Origin of the sequence: Pseudoflavonifractor phocaeensis (genome assembly GCF_016901955.1) — a bacterium.
GTDB classification, from domain to species: domain Bacteria; phylum Bacillota; class Clostridia; order Oscillospirales; family Oscillospiraceae; genus Flavonifractor; species Flavonifractor phocaeensis_A.
Genome location: NZ_JACJLC010000065.1, coordinates 1 through 16674 on the forward strand (window position 1 = coordinate 1; position 16674 = coordinate 16674).

Genomic DNA, 16674 nt, shown 5'->3' on the forward strand with positions numbered 1-16674 from the left:
GCTGGGGGGCCTGGGCTCCCACATCGCCGTGCTGCTGGCCCGGCTGGGGGTGGGGCGGCTGGTGCTGGCCGACTTTGACAAGGTGGACGTGACCAACCTCCACCGGCAGCACTACTTCCTCCCCCACCTGGGCCGGTACAAGACCGAGGCCCTGGCGGAGCAGCTCCAACAGATCAACCCCTGGCTGACCTATGAGACCCATACGGTCAAGGTGACGGCGGACAACGCCCCCGCCCTCTTCCAGGGCTGCCAGGTGGTGTGCGAGGCCTTCGACCGGCCCGACCAGAAGGCCATGCTGGTCCAGGCCCTCCTCACCGGCCTGCCGGACACGGTGGTGGTCTCCGGCTCCGGCATGGCGGGCATGGGCCCGGCCAACGCCATCACCTCCCGAAAAGCCCTGGGACGGCTCTACCTCTGCGGCGATGGGGAGAGCGACATAGACCAGGGGGTGGGCCTGGTGGCCCCCAGGGTGGCGGTGTGCGCCGCCCACCAGGCCACCCTGGTCATGCGGCTGCTGCTGGGACAGGCAGAGCCGTAACACAGAACAGAAAGGAACGAACCACTATGGCAGATCAACTGATGTTAGGCGGACACGCCTTTACCTCCCGATTCATTCTGGGCTCGGGGAAATACTCTCTGGACCTGATCCGGGCGGCGGTGGAGCACGCCGGGGCCCAGATCATCACCCTGGCCCTCCGCCGGGCCAACTCGGACACCGACAGCATCCTGGACCACATTCCGGAGGGGGTCACCCTGCTGCCCAACACCTCGGGGGCCCGCACCGCCGACGAGGCGGTGCGCATCGCCCGGCTGGCCCGGGCCTGCGGCTGCGGGGATTTTGTGAAGATCGAGATCATGCGGGACAGTAAGTACCTGCTGCCCGACAACTACGAGACCATCAAGGCCACCGAGATCCTGGCCAGGGAGGGCTTTGTGGTCATGCCCTACATGTACCCTGACCTGAACGTGGCCCGGGACCTGGTGGACGCCGGGGCGGCCTGCGTCATGCCCCTGGGCGCCCCCATCGGCTCCAACAAGGGGCTGGCCACCCGGGACTTCATCCGCATCCTCATCGACGAGATCGACCTGCCCATCATCGTGGACGCGGGCATCGGCCGGCCCTCCCAGGCCTGCGAGGCCATGGAGATGGGGGCGGCCGCCGTCATGGCCAACACCGCCATCGCCACCGCCGGGGACATCGCCGCCATGGCGGGGGCCTTCAAGTCGGCCATTGAGGCGGGCCGGGCGGCCCGGCTGGCAGGCCTGGGCCGGGTGCTGGACCACGGGGCGGCCCCCTCCTCCCCCCTCACCGGATTCCTGGCGGACTGAAAGGAGGAAGAGACATGGATCAGCCCATGGACGGGGTCACTGTGGTGGAGGTCAAGAACAAGACCGACCACATGGCCTATCTCCCCGAAATGGAACAGATCGACCCCACGGTGCGCCTCCAGGTCGTTGCGGCCCGGGACGGCTATGATGAGACCGCCTACACCGCCCGGGACGTGCGGGCGGCTCTGGAGGCCACTGAACGCACCCCGGAGCACTTTGCCGCCCTCCTCTCCCCCGCCGCCCAGCCCTTCCTGGAGGAGATGGCCCAAAAGGCCCGGATGGACAAGCGGCGCTACTTCGGGGACAACGTGTACCTCTTCACCCCCATCTACATCTCCAACTACTGCGAGAACTACTGCATCTACTGCGGCTTCAACTGCCACAACAAGATCCGCCGGGCCAGGCTGGACCTGGCGGGCATCGAGCGGGAGATGGCCGCCATCGCCCGGACCGGCCTGGAGGAGATCCTGATCCTCACCGGAGAGAGCCGGAAGATGAGCGACGTGGAGTACATTGGCGAAGCCTGCAAGATCGCCCGGAAGTACTTTAAAATGGTGGGCATCGAGGTCTACCCCATGAACTCCGACGAGTACGCCTACCTCCACCGGTGCGGGGTGGACTACGTGACGGTGTTCCAGGAGACCTACAACGACGCCCGGTACGAGCAGCTCCACCTGGCGGGCCATAAACGGGTGTTTCCCTACCGGATGGAGGCCCAGGAGCGGGCCCTCATGGGCGGGATGCGGGGGGTGGCCTTCGCCGCCCTGCTGGGGCTGGACGACTTCCGCAAGGACGCCTTCGCCACCGGCATCCACGCCTGGCTCCTCCAGCGGAAGTATCCCCACGCCGAGATCTCCTTCTCCTGTCCCCGGCTGCGTCCCATCGTCAACAACGACAGGATCAACCCCAAGGACGTCCATGAGCGGCAGCTGCTCCAGGTCATGTGCGCCTACCGGCTGTTCATGCCCTTTGCCGGCATGACCATCTCCACCCGGGAGCGGGCGGGGTTCCGGGACCGGGTCATCGACATCGCCGCCACCAAGATCTCCGCCGGAGTGTCCACCGGCATCGGCGGCCACGACGGCGATGAAGAGGGAGACGACCAGTTTGAGATCGCCGACGGCCGCACCGTGGACCAGGTGGTGTCCGCCATCCGGGACCAGGGCCTCCAGCCGGTGATGAACGACTATGTCTACGTTTGAGCTGGTGTGCGTCACCCACCGGGGGCTGTGTCCCGGCGACCTGCCCCAGCGGGCGGCCGCTCTGTGCCGGGGGGGTGTGGGCAGGGTGATTTTGCGGGAAAAAGACCTGCCGGAGCAGGACTATGAGGCCCTGGCCCGGCAGGTGCTGGCCGCCTGCGGGGACAGGCTGGTGCTCCACCACTTCCCCGCCCTCTGCGCCAAGCTGGCCCTGCCCCGGCTCCACCTGTCCCTGGGGGCCCTGGAGCAAAATCCCGCCCTCCGGGCCCAGGTGGAGCTGCTGGGGGTGTCGGTCCACGCCCCGGAGGAGGCACGCTTGGCCCAGGCCCTGGGGGCGGACTATGTGACGGCGGGCCACGTCTTTGCCACCGACTGCAAGAAAGGCCTGCCCGGCCGGGGGCTTCCCTGGCTGGAGCGGGTGGTGGAGGCGGTGTCCATCCCGGTGTACGCCATCGGGGGGATTTGCCCGGACAACCTGGCCGCCGTGGCCCGCACCGGGGCGGCGGGGGCCTGCCTCATGAGTTCTCTCATGCGCTGCCCCGATCCGGAGTTTGCTGTCCGGGAGCTTTTGGCCTGTCTGTAACAGAAAAGTGCCATCTGGCCGTCCAGATGGCACTTTTTGTACGATTATCATTTCTGCCTTTCCCGGCCTGCCTCCTCCACCACCTTGCGGTAGGGGGCGAGAAAGGTATATACCGGGTAGCAAAAGAGCACCAGCTCCGCTCACTCCAGCTCCGCCCGCACCGGGGCGAAGTCCGCCTCATACTGCCGGATGCGCTGGCCTACGTGGAGGATATGGAAGTGGTGGTCCGGATGGAGGGCGCTCAGATATCGGGCGGTCTGCAAGGTAACGCTGTTCTCCCCCTTGGGGCTGCCATTCAGCACATAAAATATTCATTCAGGTCCCTCTCAAAATGTTTGGTACCCTTTATTTTACACCCGCCCCGCCATATCGTCAACGCTCCGCCGCCTCACGCCGCCACGATGAGCTGGGCCAGGGTGGCACCCCGGCGGAACCGGCGGCGGTAGTCCCTGGTGCAGTCCTGGAAGGCCCGGAAGGTTCGGGCGGCCTCCCGGGGATCTCCATAGCACTTCCAGCAACCGCAGAGGGTATAGTTTTTCCCTTTGTGGGCCATAAAGCCCCGAATGTCCTCCAGGGGATAGCCCAGAAAGACCCCGATCTCGTGGGGAAAGTCTTCCTCCAGGCACAGCCGGGCGGCCAGCTGCCGCAGACAGCCCCGGACGTCCTCCCAGGGGGTGTAGCCCATCTCCAGCAGGAAGGCCCGGTGCTCCGGCTGGGCCAGTACCTCCTCCAGTCCCCGCCGCCGGTACAGGTACACCAGGTAGGCCCCCGTCCTCCGGCACCCCTTCAGCAGGGTGAGCGCCAGTCCCCGCCGGGCCAGCTCCTCCTTGCAGGCCAGGAACTGGGCCCCGAAGTCGGATCCCTCGGGCTGGACCCGAAACAGGCTGGCGGGCTTCAGGCCCGCCAGAGTAGGCGCGGCGTGCTCGATCAGGGCGGCGTTGAGTGACATGGCGATGGCTCCTTTCACGTTAGCTATAGCTAACCTACACACAATTAAAATGGTTAGCTATAACTAACCTCTTTGCGTAAGTTTACCATGTCCCATCTGTCTTGTCAAGGTTTTTTCGTCCCTCTTCTCCTTGACGGTCTCCCCTGATTTTGTTAGGATGATAGCCAGAACCCACCACAGCAAGGAGGGATCTCTTTTGAACCTTTCCCTCGCCCCTATGGAGGGGCTCACCACCGTATACTACCGCCAGGCCCTCCACCGCTGGTTCGGGGGGGTGGACCGGTATTATACCCCCTTCCTCACCCCCACTCAGGACCACCGGTTCACCAAACGGGAGCTGCGGGAGGTACTGCCCCAGCACAACCTGGGGCTGGACACCGTGCCCCAGCTGCTCACCCGCAGCGCCGCCGACTTCCTGTGGGCGGCCAACGAGCTGGCCGCCATGGGCTATGGGGAGGTCAACCTGAATCTGGGCTGTCCCTCGGGCACCGTGGTGGCCAAGGGCAAGGGCTCCGGCTTTCTGGGCTTTCCCCAGGAGCTGGACCGGTTTCTGGAGGACATCTTTTCCCACGCCTGCTGCGCCATCTCCATCAAGACCAGGGTGGGCCTCCTGTCCCCGGAGGAGTTTCCCGCCCTGCTGACGATCTTCCGTAAATACCCCCTGGCCCAGCTCATCGTCCACCCCCGGGTGCAGAAGGATCTGTATAAAAACACCCCACGGCTGGAGTGCTTTGCCGCCGCCCTGCTGGACAGCCCCTTCCCGGTGTGCTACAACGGGGATCTGTATACCCCGGAGGACATCGCCGCCCTCCGGGCCGCCTTCCCCCTGGCTGAGCGCCTTATGCTGGGCCGGGGACTGGCGGGAGACCCCGCCCTGGCCCGGCGGGCCAAGGGGGGCCCCCCGGCAAGCAGGGAGGAGCTGGAGGGCTTTGTGACCCAGATCTACGAGAGCTACGCCGCCGCCTTCGGCAGCCGCCGCAACGCCATGCTGCGGATGAAGGAGGTCTGGTTCTACCTGATCCACCTGTTTGAGGGGGGCGACAGGCTGTCCAGGGCCATCAAGAAGGCCAGGGACCCTCTGGCCTACGAGGAAGCGGTGGGGGCAGTGTTCCGGGAGCTTCCCCTCTCCCCCGTCCTCCTGCCCGACTGGTGAGGCCATGGCCTACTGGGTCTACATCCTGCGGTGCGCCGACGGCACCCTCTATACCGGCATCGCTGCCGACGTGGACAAGCGGGCGGCGGTCCACAACCGGGGCAGGGGGGCCAAATACACCCGAAGCCGTCTGCCGGTAGAGGTGGTCTACCGGGAAGCTTGCCCGGACAAGGGGGCGGCCCTGAGACGGGAATACCGGATCAAACAGCTGAGCCGGCCGCAAAAGCTGGCCCTGATCTCAATATACCAAAGAAAGCAGGGATCTGTTATGAAAAAGGTCGCGTTTATCGGCACCGGCAACATGGGGGGCGCTCTCATTCAGGCCGCCTGTCAGGCGGTTGGCCCCGACCAGGTGGTCATCACCGACCGGGATGCCGCCCGGGCCCAAACTCTGGCCGACCAACTGGGCTGTACGGCCGTCTCCGGCAACGGGGAGGCCGCCCGCCAAGCGGAGTACGTATTTTTGTGCGTCAAGCCCCAGGTCATGGCCGGGGTGGTGGGGGAGCTGGTGCCCGTACTGGCCCAGCAGCGGGACAAGGTGCTGGTGACCATCGCCGCCGGTATCCGGATCGCCACCCTCCGGGGCTGGCTGGAGGGGCTGGATTACGCCCCCGCCGTGCTGCGTATCATGCCCAACACCCCCGCCTCCATTGGCATGGGGATGCTGGCCCTCACCGGGGAGCCGGAGGCCAGAGAGGAGCATTTCCAGGGGGTGGAGGACATCCTGGCCAAAGCCGGCCGGGTGGAGCGGCTGAGTGAAAACCAGATGGACGCCTTCTCCGCCATCGCCGGCTGCGGCCCCGCCTTCGTCTATCCCTTCATCGAAGCCCTGGCCGACGGCGGGGTCAAGGTGGGCCTGCCCCGGCAGCAGGCCATGGTGTACGCCGCCCAGATGGTGCTGGGCTCCGCCGCCATGGTGCTGGAGACCGGCAAGCACCCCGGCCAGCTCAAGGACGAGGTATGCTCCCCCGGGGGCTCCACCATCGCCGGGGTGGCCGTGCTGGAGGAAAAGGCCTTCCGCTCTGCCGCCATCCAGGCGGTGGAGGCCGCTTTCCACAAGACCGTGGAGCTGGGAAAGAGCTGAAACCAGAACCGATCCCACCCTGTCGCTCAGAATGACAAAAGCGGGGCTGTTGCGTTTGCATGCAACAGCCCCGCTTTTTGTTCAATTCAATACCACAGCGTTGACCGCCTCCACCAGGTCCACCACGGCGCTCCGGGCCACCAGCGCGGTAGGCTGGCCGTCCACCACCGCCAGACAGCTGCTGCCGTCATAGCGGTAGAGGACGATGGACACCGTGGGCTGGCCCTCCAGATCCAGGTGGACCGTCAGGGCGATCTCCTCCTGGCCGGTGGGCTGCTCCTCGGTGAAGCTGTCGGCGGCCAGAGTCTCCAGGGCGGTCTGGAAGTCGGTGATCTCCACCTCCTGGTCCTGATAGGAGAGCGTCATGCCCTCCTCTTCCTCCGCCAGGGTGAGGGTGTAGTCCACCCCGTCCAGAGTCACGTCCACCTGAGACAGATCCTCAAAGTCGGCGGGCAGGATCTCCGTATGGCGCAGGTCGTCATACCCCGCCGCCATCAGAGCCAGGTAGTCGGCGCCGGAGATCTGATAAATGAGCTTCGACTCCCCCACCCGGGCGTAGGCGGTGATATCCTCCGCCTCCTCGTCCTCGACGGGCTCCTGATCCGGATCCCGGCTCACCGCCAGAGTAAAGGTCCGGGCGGTCTCGTTGCCCTCCTCGTCGGTCTCGGTGTAGTCCACCGTCACCCGCAGCTCCGGGTCATCCAGGCCGTAGGCCGCCAGATCCCCCTCGTCGGCGGTGTAGGTGAGGTAGTCGGTGAGCCCCAGATATTCCAGGTCGGCCAGGTAGTTCTCCACCCGGCTGGTGTCCAGGGGGGCCTGCGCCCCGTCCACCTGGGCGTAATACACGTCGTCCTCCCGGTAGGAATCTCCCCCTTCCGCCACGTAGTCCACACTTAGGGTCTCCTCCCCCTCCAGGGTAAACTGATTCACCTGCTGGAAGGTGGGCACCGTGTCGTGGAGGATCAGGTCGCTGAGGGCCACGTCAAAGGTATCCAGAGGATCTGTCTCCACCAGGTAGACATTGCCGTCCCCAATCGACAGGTACCGCTGGGCGTCCATGGTGCTGTAGTCCCCCAGAGTGATGGTATAGTCAGTGTCCCCGGCGGTGAGGTTGATGGTGCAGGTGGGATCGTCCAGGCCGTACTGGGCCACGTCCTCCGGAGCCTCGATGACAAAGGCGGCGGTGAGGTTCTCAAACAGGGTGAGCATACTGTCCATCCTGTCCCCGTCCACCGGGAAATTCTCGTCCCCATCGTAGCTCCAGCCGTCGGAGCGGGTGAAGGCCAGGCTCTCATCTTCATAGTCCCAGGACAGGGACTGTACGTCGTCCACGGACAGGGCCAGGATGACCTCCCCGCTGTTTTTGATGTCCTCCTGCCAGGTCTGGTACCGGCTGACCCCGAAGGTCACCACAATGGCCGCCACCAGCAGCCCCGCCAGCAGGCCCAGGCGTTTAGACCGGTTCATGCTGCATCCTCCTTCTTCTCACCACCACGAAAATGCCAGCCCCCAGGAAGAGCAGGGGGAAGAGACCGATCATGGTCACCTGCAGCAGAGAGGCGGTGGAGTCGCTGATGGTCAGATAATTGTAATCCAGGGACTTGCTGCGGATGGCCATGGCCTCCCGCTCCCCGATCAGGGAGGACAGGGCGTTCATGGCCAGGTTCACGTTGGCCCCGGAGGAGTAGGCGTTGTAGCCGTCGTCCAGGAAGGTGCCCGAGGTGAACCACACGATGCCGCCGCCACTGTCGTGGGCGATGGACACCCCCAGGACGAAGGGCCCGGCAATGTCCCCGTCCTCCTGGGCGTAGCTGGTCATCTCATAGCCCGCCACCTTGCTGAAGGCGGCGTCCGAGGTGGTGAGCAGGGCGGTGACGGTGCCCTCCCCGGCCTCCTCCCCGATGGTGAGGCCGTTGGCGATGGTGAGGATGGGGTAGTACCGCTCCTCAATGAGGGGATCGGTGATGTCATTGGAGCTCATGTCGGGCATGAGGGCCAGGGGGGACTGGAGGGCGTAGTGCTCCCGGTCCCCCTCCACCACGATGCCCTCGTTCACCGTCACACCGTAGTCGGTCAGCAGGCTGTTCAGATTGTCCAGGCTGGCGTCCTCCACCGGCCCGGCCATCACCAGCAGCTTGCCTCCCTGGGCCACGTAGTCGGCCAGCATATCCCGCTCCTCGGTGGAGATATCGCTGGCGGGGGCGTAGATCAGCAGGCAGGCGGCGTCCTCGGGGATCTGGTCCACCGTCAGCAGGGACAGGCTCTGGAGCTCCACGTTGCCCTTCTCCAGCTGCTCCTGGAAGGTGGCGGGCAGCTCGGCCTCCCCGTGGCCCTCCAGCTGGTAGACCTGGGGCAGGTCCTCGGTGACCACGTAGTCGATGGCCGAGGTGATGGCCCCCTCCCCGTCGAAGGAGTCCAGATAGGAGGTGTAGGTGTACATATCCACCTCGTAGAGGTAGATGTCGTCAATGGGAATATAGCGGCTGCGGTCGCCGCACACCACGATGAGGCTGTTGTTCTCCACCGTCTCGTCGGTGTACTGCTGGGCGAAGGTGGGGTATACGTCGGGGTTCTTCTTCTCCACCTTCACATGGTCGGACAGGCTCTCATACTTGCTCAGCAGGGTCTCCAGCACCACGTCCTCCTGGTCGGCCTGGACGATCCAGTAGATGGTCACGTCCTCCTCCAGGGCGTTGAGCACCACCTTGGTATTGCTTGTCACAGAGTAGAGCTGAGAGGCGCTGATATCATACTTGGTCCAGGCGGCGGGGAGCACCCCGGCCAGCACGTTCACCACCACCAGCAGGGCCAGCACGATGGCGGTGATGGCCAGGGAATAGGCGCCGCCCCGAAAGGCCAGCTTTCCCTTTCCCCCGCCCGCCTTCCGGGCGGACAGCTCAGGTTTTTTCATCAGTTATACCTCCGCTTCTCCAGGGACTGGACGGACAGGAACAAAAAGAAGGCGATGACGCTGCCGTAATACACGATGGCGGTGAGATCAAACATCCCGTTGACAAAGGCGTTGAACCGCTCAAAGAGGGACAGGGTGGACATGATCTTGGGCAGCAGGCCCTCGAAGGCGGCGCTGTCCGTCAGATAGCACACCGCCACCGCCGCCATCAGCACCAGACAGACGCCGTAGGCCAGATTCTCATGGCCGGTGAGGTGGCGGATCAGCACCCCCACCAGCAGAGCCAGCACCAGCAGGGCGATCATGGAGCCCATGGCGGTGGAGGACACATACTCGGACAGGCTGACGCTGTAGTAGTTCAGCAGAATAACGGCAATGCCGATGCCCGCGGCGAAGCCCTGGTTCTCCGTCAGGGAGGAGATGAACATTCCCAGCGCCAACAGCGCCGCCCCCATGATAAAGAAGGCCAGAATGGAGCCGTAGGCAGTGAGCAGGTAGACCTCCCCGAACTGGGCGAAAATGATGGGATAGACGCACACCACCGCCAGGGGAATGAGATACACCGTCAGCAGGGCCAGATACTTGCCCAGGATCACCTGGGTCGTGGTAATGGGCAGGGCATAGAGCAGCTGGTCGGTCTTCTGCTTGCGCTCCTCGGCGATGACCCGCATGGTCAGGATGGGCACGATGACCACAAAGATCAGGGAGCCGGAGGAGAGCACATACTCAAAATTGCTTACCGACGCCTGGATGTTGTAGATCATGGCCCAGATGCCGATAAAGGCCAGCAGGAAGGCTCCGAACACATAGGCGGTGAGGGAGTGGAAATAGCTCCTCAGCTCATGCTTGAAAATGGCGGTCATGCCTCATCCACCTCCTTCATCTCATCCGGCGCTTCCGGTCCCGCCGGCTGGCCGGCTCCCTCGGTGAGCTCCAGGAAGATGTCCTCCAGGTTGGCCTTCTTCAGGGAGATCTCCAGCAGGGCCCTGTTTCTCCTGGCAAAGGCGAAGAAGATGGCCCGGGACACGTCATAGATGCTGTCCCCGTCGGTCTTGACCCTGACGGACACCGCGCCGTCCTCCCGGGGGGTGAGCTCGGCCTGGACGACGTGCTCGACCTGGGACAGGATCTCCCGCACCTCGTCCTCCCCCGCCTCGGCGGTGAGGGTGATCTGGCTGGGGGCCAGCAACGCCCGCTCCAGCCCCTCCGGGGTATCGAAGGCCACCAGCTTCCCCCGGGCGATGATGAGGATCTGGTCGCACATGGTCTGGATCTCCGAAAGGATGTGGGAGCTGAGGATCACCGTCCGGTCCCGGCCAAGCTGGTGGATGAGCTCCCGGATCTCAATGATCTGGAGGGGATCCAGGCCCACGGTGGGTTCGTCCAGAATGACCACCTTGGGGTCCCCCAGCAGGGCCTGGGCAATGCCCACCCGCTGCTTATAGCCCTTGGACAGGGCGGAAATAGGCTTGTGGTACACCTCCTGGAGCCTGGTCTGCTCCACCACCCCCCGGATCTGTTCCTCCAGAGCGCCTCCCCGCAGCCCCTTGGCCTCCCCCACGAAGCGCAGGTATTCCTCCGGGGTCTCGTTCATGTAGAGAGGGGGCTGCTCAGGCAGATAGCCCATCAGGCGCTTGGCCTGGTTGGGCTCCTGAAAAATGTCGTGGCCGTAGATGCGCACACTCCCCTCCGTGGGAGAGAGGCAGCCGGTCATGATGTTCATGGTGGTGGACTTTCCCGCCCCGTTGGGGCCCAGAAAGCCGTAGACGTGGCCCTCCTGGATCTCAAAGGAGAGATCGTCCACCGCCGTGAAGTCGCCATACCGTTTTGTCAAGTGCTCCACTGTGATCATGGTTGACCTCCTTAACGCCGGCCCCGCAGGGCCCGTTTCGGAGCCATTATAGCCCGGGTCACTGAAACCATCCTGAAAGCTGAGCCGTGCGTTGAGATTTTGTACGGCAAAGCCGGGCTCCATTCCCGGCTCTCTATGTTTCACTCCCGGCTTTGGCGGTGCGCAGCTCCACCAGGAACCGGTTGACGCCCCCCTGACTCCCCGCCCAGATCTTTCCCCCATGCTGGGCCACGATGGTTTGGGCAATGGACAGGCCCAGGCCGAAGCTGCCTGTCCGGCTGCGGGCCGGGTCGGCCCGGTAAAACCGCTCAAACAGATGCCCCAGAGCCTCCGCCGGGATGGGCTCTCCCTGGTCGGCCACCGCCAGGCGGCAGCGGTTCCGCCCCGCCCGCTCCAGGGTCACCCAGGTCATGCCTCCCGGCCGGGCGTATTTCCGGGCGTTGTCCAGCAGGATATCCACCACCTGCCGCAGCTGCTCCGCCCCGCCCCGGACGGTGATCCCCTTGTCCACATGGGTCTCCAGCCCCAGGCCCGCCTCGAAAAACACCGGCTCAAAGGGGAGCACCGCCTGCTCCACCACCCGGCTCAGGTCCACCTGGGCAAATACCGCCGTTTGCTCCACACTGTCCGCCCGGGCCAGCTCCAGCATCTGCCGGATGAGGGCTCCCATCTGCCCGGACATGGTTTGGATGCTGGAGAGAAACCGTTCCTTCTGCTCCGGCCCGTAGTCCGGCTCCTTTAAAAGCTGGGCGTTGGTGTTGATCACCGTCAAAGGGGTCTTGAGCTCGTGAGAGGCGGCGGCCACAAACTGCCGCTGCTGCTGCCAGGCCCGCTCCACCGGCCGCACCGCCCACTTGGACAGCATCACGCTGACCCACAAAAAGGCCCCGAACCCCGCCAGCCCGATGAGCAGACAGGTGCGGAACAGCCCCTCCAAAGTGGCCCGCTCACTGGATATGTCGGCAAAGACCAGGCAGGGGCTCACCAGGCTGTCCGTCCGATAGTACCGCAGGCCATACTCCTCCAGCACTCCCAGCTTTTTTGGGGAGGACGTGGCCTGCCGGATGAGGTCGTCCAGAAATTCGTCGTCGGACAGGTCATAATACCCCCCTCCGGCGGCCATCAGCTCCCCCCGGGGAGAGAGCTGGAGGGTGAAGAAGGGCAGGCGCACCTCCTCCCCCCGCTGGTCGGGCGCGCCCAGCTGGAAGGGCTGGGCGGCGATGCTCTGCATCATGCGGATGCTCTCGCTTTCCAGATCCGCTCGGGTAAAGTAGAGCACCAGCCCCAGGATGACGGACAGCAGGATGGTGACGATGGCCATGTTGATAAGGACGAACTTGAGCCGCAGCTTTTTAAGCATCCTCCTCCACCTCCAGATGGTAGCCCAGCCGCCGGATCACCCGGATGCGCACGTTGGAGCCGATGCTGGTCAGTTTTTTCCGCAAAAAGCCGATGTACACCTCCACGTGGTTCTCCACCGCGTTGGAATCGTAGCCCCACACCCGGGCCAGGATCATCTCCTTGGACAGATTGCGCCCCCCGGCCTGGAGGAGAAAGCGCATGACGTCAAACTCCTTGGCGGACAGGCGCACCCGCTCCGTCCCCCGGATGAGCATGGCGGAGGACAGATCCAGGGCGGTGTTGCCGAAGGTGAGCTGGTCCACCTGGCTGCCCTGCCGCCGGAGCAGGGCGTTGATGCAGGCCAACAGCTCCCTGGTATCGAAGGGCTTGGTCAGGTAGTAGTCCGCCCCCGAGTTGAGCCCGGCGATCCGATCCTCCAGATCCCCCCGGGCAGTAAGCATGAGGATGGGTACCCCCAGCCGCTTGGAGCGCACCTGCCGGGCCACCTGATAGCCGTCCATCCCCGGCATCATCACGTCCAGGATCAGCAGGTCATACACCCCCAACTCGGCGTACTGGGACCCGGTCTCCCCATCATACACCATCTCCACCTCAAAGCCCTTGCCCCGCAGCAGCGCCCCGATGGAATCGGCCAGCAGCTTTTCGTCCTCAATGATCAGGATCTTCAAAACAGGTCACCCCCATATGTTGTCACTGTTATCCTACCAGCTCAACTTTAATCCAAGCTGAAAAATCAACCTTTCCCCGGAGTACCCACTTTTTTTTGGCGGGCGTTCGTGCTACAATGCAGAGATGAATGACACCGACCCCATCGGAAAGGACGGAGGAATACAGATGGAATACAGGATCGAACGGGACAGCATGGGCGAAATGCGGGTGCCCGCCGACCGCTGCTGGGGGGCCCAGACCCAGCGCAGCTACCAGAACTTCCCCATTGGCACAGAGAAAATGCCGGGAGAGATCATCAAGGCGTTCGCCATCCTGAAAAAGGCGGCCGCCATGGCAAACCACCGGCTGGGCAGGCTGGACGACCAGAAGCTGGACCTGATCAGCCGGGCCTGCGACGAGATCCTGTCCGGCAAGCTGGAGGGCCACTTCCCCCTGGTGGTGTGGCAGACCGGCTCGGGCACCCAGTCCAACATGAACGTCAACGAGGTGGTGGCCAACCGGGGCAACCAGCTGGCGGGAGAAAAGCTCCTCCACCCCAACGACCATGTAAATATGTCCCAGTCCTCCAACGACACCTTCCCCACCGCCATGCATATCGCCGGAGCGGTGGAGATCGAGGACAAGCTCTTTCCCGCCCTGGACAGCCTCATCGCCACCTTCCGGCGGCTGGAGGAGGAAAACAAGGACGTGGTGAAGAGCGGCCGCACCCACCTCCAGGACGCGGTGCCCATCACCGTGGGCCAGGAGATCAGCGGCTGGCGGGCCAGCCTGGAGCAGGACCGCGCCCTGCTGGCGCTGGCCCTGCCCCCCCTGCGGCAGCTGGCCCTGGGCGGCACCGCCGTGGGTACCGGCCTCAACGCCCCCAAGGGCTTTGACACCGCGGTGGCCGAGGCTGTGGCCCAGCTCACCGGCAAACCCTTTGTTACCGCCCCCAACAAATTCCACGCCCTCACCAGCAAGGACGAGCTGGTCTTTGCCCACGGCGGGCTGAAGGCCCTGGCCGCCGATCTGATGAAGATCGCCAACGACGTGCGCTGGCTGGCCTCCGGCCCCCGGTGCGGCCTGGGAGAGCTGCGCATCCCGGAAAATGAGCCCGGCTCCTCCATCATGCCGGGCAAGGTGAACCCCACCCAGTGTGAGGCGGTGACCATGGTGGCCGTCCAGGTCATGGCCAACGACGTGGCGGTGGGCATGGCCGCCTCCCAGGGCAATTTCGAGCTCAACGTGTTCATGCCGGTGTGCGCCTACAACTTCCTCCAGTCGGTACGGCTGCTGACCGACTGCATGGACTCCTTCAACCGCAACTGCGCCGTGGGCATCACCGCCGACCGGGAGAAGTGCCGCCACAACCTGCACAACTCCCTCATGCTGGTCACCGCCCTCAACCCCTACATCGGCTACGACAACGCCGCCAAAACCGCCAAGAAGGCCCACGCCGAGGGGATCTCCCTGAAGGAGGCCTGCGTCAGCCTGGGCTTTTTGACGGCGGAGCGGTTTGACGAGGTATTCCACCCCGAGGAAATGGTATAAGAAAGAAGGATGTTACCTATGGACGTAAATGAACAGGCCCTGAAGCTCCACTACGACCTCCACGGCAAGATCGAAGTGGTCACCCGCAGACCCATCGAGACCCGGGAGGACCTCTCCCTCATGTACACCCCCGGCGTGGCCGAGCCCTGCCGGGTCATTGTCCAAAATTATGAGGAGTCCTTCCGGCTCACCCGCCGGAGCAACCTGGTGGCCGTCATCACCGACGGCTCCGCCGTGCTGGGGCTGGGGGACATCGGCCCCGCCGCCGGTATGCCGGTGATGGAGGGCAAGTGCGCCCTGTTCAAGGCCTTTGCCGGAGTGGACGCCTTCCCCATCTGCGTGGACACCAAGGACGTGGACAAGCTGGTGGAGACCATCTACCTCATCTCCAAGAGCTTCGGGGGCATCAACCTGGAGGATATCGCCGCTCCCCGGTGCTTTGAGGTGGAGCGCCGCCTGAAGGAGCTGTGCGACATCCCCGTGTTCCACGACGATCAGCACGGCACCGCCATCGTGGTGGCTGCCGCCATGCTCAACGCCGCCAAGGTCACCGGCAAAACCCTGGGTCAGATGAAGATCGTCATCAACGGAGCAGGGGCTGCCGGTATCGCCATCGGCAAGCTGCTCATCTCCATGGGCTTCGGCAACATCGTCATGTGCGACCTGGGCGGCATCATCTGCGAAGGGGACCAGGGTCTCAACGCCGGTCAGGAGGAGATCTCCCACATCTCCAATCTGAAGCACGAGCACGGCACCCTTGCCGACGCCCTCAAGGGGGCCGACGCCTTTGTGGGGGTGTCCCGGCCCAATCTGGTCACCGCCCAGATGGTATCCACCATGAACCGGGGCATCGTCTTTGCCATGGCCAACCCCACCCCGGAGATCATGCCCGACGAGGCCAAGAAGGGCGGGGCCGCCGTCATCGGCACCGGCCGTTCCGACTTCCCCAACCAGATCAACAACGTGCTGGTGTTCCCCGGCGTGTTCAAGGGGGCCCTGGCCGTCCGGGCCCGGGAGATCACCGAGGGCATGAAGATGCGAGCCGCCCGCGCCCTGGCCGCCCTGGTGCCCGAGGACAAGCTGAGCGCCGACTATATCCTCCCCTCCGCCCTGGATAAAACCGTGGCAGACGCCATTGCCGACGCGGTGGCCCAGGAGGCCAGAGAGCAGGGCATCGCCCGAATCTGAGGATGTCCCCCTGTTTTTTGTAGATTTTGTTCTTTATCCTTCTGTTTTCTCTCTTGTTTTTGGCGGAATCCACAATTGCTTTCAGTCAAAAAAGTGCTTATACTACAACCCATAAAAAGCGATGAGAACGACCGCCCCCCGTGAGGGCCGCCAGAGAATCCGGGTCACCGACTGAGAGCCCGGTCCGGCAGGATGGGATGGCGCAACACGTTTGAGCCGGCGCTCCGAGCCCCGTTTGGGAGGTAGGTCCGTCCGTTTTACCGGCGTTAACGGTTCCGAGTGGCTCCGTCAAGGGCGATGGGGCAACCACGGGTGGTACCGCGGAGTTTGTTCCGTCCCGAAACCAGTCTATGGTTTCGGGACTTTTTTTATTTTTTTGCTGAAAGGTTGTGAATGGTATGGTGTTCCTGGCTCAGAAATTTGATACGATGGTGGAGGGCCGGAACAACCGGACCGATTCCATCCACGGCGCGGTCCACGCCCTGCGGGACATGGGCGGCATCACCTTCGTCACCCTCCGCACCCGGCATGGCCTGGTGCAGTGCGTGTGTACCCACAAGGAGGCCCTGGACGGGGCCACCGAGGAGTGCGCCGTCACCGCCTCCGGCCTGTGGCGGACAGAGCCCCGGGCCCCCGGCGGCATGGAGCTCACCGACGCAAAGCTCACCGTCCTCTCCCGGCCCGCCGCCCCCCCGCCGGTACCCCTGTCCAAGAAAAAGCTGAGCCTGAACCTGGACACCGAGCTGGCCCTTCGGCCGGTGGTCCTCCGCACCCCCAGGGAACGGGCGGTCTTCCGTATCCAGGCAGGCATCTGCCGGGCATTCCGGGATTTCCTTCAAAGCCAGGATTTTACCGAGATCCACAC

General features: G+C 64.3%; 17 protein-coding genes. 9 read left to right on the forward strand and 8 right to left on the reverse strand.

The features are described from left to right. The 4 genes from thiF to H6B51_RS12720 all read left to right on the forward strand — a co-directional run. Nucleotides 1-538, forward strand: a 538-nt coding sequence (thiF, locus tag H6B51_RS12705) for a sulfur carrier protein ThiS adenylyltransferase ThiF (RefSeq protein WP_204884048.1), incomplete at its 5' end; no start/stop codon positions are given. Nucleotides 539-564: 26 nt separating this feature from the next. After that, complete coding sequence (locus H6B51_RS12710; RefSeq protein ID WP_204884049.1) at nucleotides 565-1329, forward strand: thiazole synthase; 765 nt, start codon at nucleotides 565-567, stop codon at nucleotides 1327-1329. A gap of 14 nt (nucleotides 1330-1343) precedes the next feature. Then, entirely contained in the window at nucleotides 1344-2531 is a 1188-nt protein-coding gene (gene thiH / locus H6B51_RS12715; protein ID WP_204884050.1) for a 2-iminoacetate synthase ThiH, read from the forward strand. Next, nucleotides 2518-3111, forward strand: coding sequence for a thiamine phosphate synthase (locus H6B51_RS12720; RefSeq protein ID WP_204884051.1), 594 nt, complete (start codon nucleotides 2518-2520; stop codon nucleotides 3109-3111). Before thiH ends, H6B51_RS12720 begins: the two co-directional genes overlap by 14 nt. A 140-nt stretch (nucleotides 3112-3251) precedes the next feature. Here H6B51_RS12720 and H6B51_RS12725 read toward each other — a convergent pair whose 3' ends face one another. Next, the gene (locus tag H6B51_RS12725; RefSeq protein ID WP_204884052.1) at nucleotides 3252-3413 is read right to left on the reverse strand and encodes a hypothetical protein; all 162 of its coding nucleotides are present in this window, start codon (nucleotides 3411-3413) and stop codon (nucleotides 3252-3254) included. A gap of 86 nt (nucleotides 3414-3499) precedes the next feature. Then, nucleotides 3500-4060 (reverse strand): DUF3793 family protein, encoded by a 561-nt coding sequence (locus H6B51_RS12730; protein WP_204884053.1) that lies wholly within the window; start codon nucleotides 4058-4060, stop codon nucleotides 3500-3502. A gap of 196 nt (nucleotides 4061-4256) precedes the next feature. Between H6B51_RS12730 and H6B51_RS12735 the strand changes: the two genes are divergently transcribed. Continuing rightward, complete coding sequence (locus tag H6B51_RS12735; RefSeq protein WP_243421292.1) at nucleotides 4257-5213, forward strand: tRNA dihydrouridine synthase; 957 nt, start codon at nucleotides 4257-4259, stop codon at nucleotides 5211-5213. Nucleotides 5214-5217: 4 nt separating this feature from the next. Then, nucleotides 5218-6297 (forward strand): pyrroline-5-carboxylate reductase, encoded by a 1080-nt coding sequence (gene proC / locus H6B51_RS12740; protein WP_204884054.1) that lies wholly within the window; start codon nucleotides 5218-5220, stop codon nucleotides 6295-6297. A gap of 81 nt (nucleotides 6298-6378) precedes the next feature. Here the strand turns inward: proC and H6B51_RS12745 are convergent, their stop codons facing one another. The 6 genes from H6B51_RS12745 to H6B51_RS12770 form a co-directional block, all read right to left on the reverse strand. Continuing rightward, nucleotides 6379-7764 carry a DUF4340 domain-containing protein gene (locus H6B51_RS12745; RefSeq protein ID WP_204884055.1) on the reverse strand — a complete coding sequence of 462 codons (1386 nt, stop codon included), beginning with the start codon at nucleotides 7762-7764 and terminating at the stop codon, nucleotides 6379-6381. Then, entirely contained in the window at nucleotides 7751-9208 is a 1458-nt protein-coding gene (locus H6B51_RS12750) for a GldG family protein (protein WP_204884056.1), read from the reverse strand. Before H6B51_RS12750 ends, H6B51_RS12745 begins: the two co-directional genes overlap by 14 nt. Beyond that, nucleotides 9208-10071, reverse strand: coding sequence for an ABC transporter permease (locus H6B51_RS12755; protein ID WP_204884057.1), 864 nt, complete (start codon nucleotides 10069-10071; stop codon nucleotides 9208-9210). The genes H6B51_RS12750 and H6B51_RS12755 overlap by 1 nt, the downstream gene beginning before the upstream one ends. Then, nucleotides 10068-11060 (reverse strand): ABC transporter ATP-binding protein, encoded by a 993-nt coding sequence (locus tag H6B51_RS12760; RefSeq protein ID WP_204884058.1) that lies wholly within the window; start codon nucleotides 11058-11060, stop codon nucleotides 10068-10070. The genes H6B51_RS12755 and H6B51_RS12760 overlap by 4 nt, the downstream gene beginning before the upstream one ends. Nucleotides 11061-11193: 133 nt before the next feature. Then, nucleotides 11194-12420: a sensor histidine kinase gene (locus tag H6B51_RS12765; RefSeq protein WP_204884059.1), complete on the reverse strand. Its 1227-nt coding sequence runs from the start codon at nucleotides 12418-12420 to the stop codon at nucleotides 11194-11196. Then, nucleotides 12413-13090, reverse strand: a complete 678-nt coding sequence (locus H6B51_RS12770; RefSeq protein WP_204884060.1) for a response regulator transcription factor — start codon at nucleotides 13088-13090, stop codon at nucleotides 12413-12415. Before H6B51_RS12770 ends, H6B51_RS12765 begins: the two co-directional genes overlap by 8 nt. Nucleotides 13091-13256: 166 nt before the next feature. On the opposite strand from H6B51_RS12770, the gene fumC reads away from it, so the two are divergent. The 3 genes from fumC to H6B51_RS12785 form a co-directional block, all read left to right on the forward strand. Next, nucleotides 13257-14621: a class II fumarate hydratase gene (gene fumC, locus H6B51_RS12775; RefSeq protein WP_204884061.1), complete on the forward strand. Its 1365-nt coding sequence runs from the start codon at nucleotides 13257-13259 to the stop codon at nucleotides 14619-14621. 18 nt (nucleotides 14622-14639) lie between these two features. After that, on the forward strand, nucleotides 14640-15809 hold the full coding sequence (locus H6B51_RS12780; RefSeq protein WP_204884062.1) for an NAD(P)-dependent malic enzyme: 1170 nt from the start codon (nucleotides 14640-14642) through the stop codon (nucleotides 15807-15809). A gap of 398 nt (nucleotides 15810-16207) precedes the next feature. Then, on the forward strand, nucleotides 16208-16674 hold a 467-nt coding region (locus tag H6B51_RS12785; RefSeq protein ID WP_243421293.1), incomplete at its 3' end, for an OB-fold nucleic acid binding domain-containing protein.

Excerpts from the sequence above, each read along its gene's own strand:
- H6B51_RS12710 (WP_204884049.1), top strand. The coding sequence starts at position 565 with ATGGCAGATCAACTGATGTTAGGCGGACACGCCTTTACCTCCCGATTC.
- thiH (WP_204884050.1), top strand. The coding sequence starts at position 1,344 with ATGGATCAGCCCATGGACGGGGTCACTGTGGTGGAGGTCAAGAACAAG.
- H6B51_RS12720 (WP_204884051.1), top strand. The coding sequence starts at position 2,518 with ATGTCTACGTTTGAGCTGGTGTGCGTCACCCACCGGGGGCTGTGTCCC.
- H6B51_RS12730 (WP_204884053.1), bottom strand. The coding sequence starts at position 4,060 with ATGTCACTCAACGCCGCCCTGATCGAGCACGCCGCGCCTACTCTGGCG.
- proC (WP_204884054.1), top strand. The coding sequence starts at position 5,218 with ATGGCCTACTGGGTCTACATCCTGCGGTGCGCCGACGGCACCCTCTAT.
- H6B51_RS12745 (WP_204884055.1), bottom strand. The coding sequence starts at position 7,764 with ATGAACCGGTCTAAACGCCTGGGCCTGCTGGCGGGGCTGCTGGTGGCG.
- H6B51_RS12750 (WP_204884056.1), bottom strand. The coding sequence starts at position 9,208 with ATGAAAAAACCTGAGCTGTCCGCCCGGAAGGCGGGCGGGGGAAAGGGA.
- H6B51_RS12755 (WP_204884057.1), bottom strand. The coding sequence starts at position 10,071 with ATGACCGCCATTTTCAAGCATGAGCTGAGGAGCTATTTCCACTCCCTC.
- H6B51_RS12760 (WP_204884058.1), bottom strand. The coding sequence starts at position 11,060 with ATGATCACAGTGGAGCACTTGACAAAACGGTATGGCGACTTCACGGCG.
- H6B51_RS12765 (WP_204884059.1), bottom strand. The coding sequence starts at position 12,420 with ATGCTTAAAAAGCTGCGGCTCAAGTTCGTCCTTATCAACATGGCCATC.
- fumC (WP_204884061.1), top strand. The coding sequence starts at position 13,257 with ATGGAATACAGGATCGAACGGGACAGCATGGGCGAAATGCGGGTGCCC.
- H6B51_RS12780 (WP_204884062.1), top strand. The coding sequence starts at position 14,640 with ATGGACGTAAATGAACAGGCCCTGAAGCTCCACTACGACCTCCACGGC.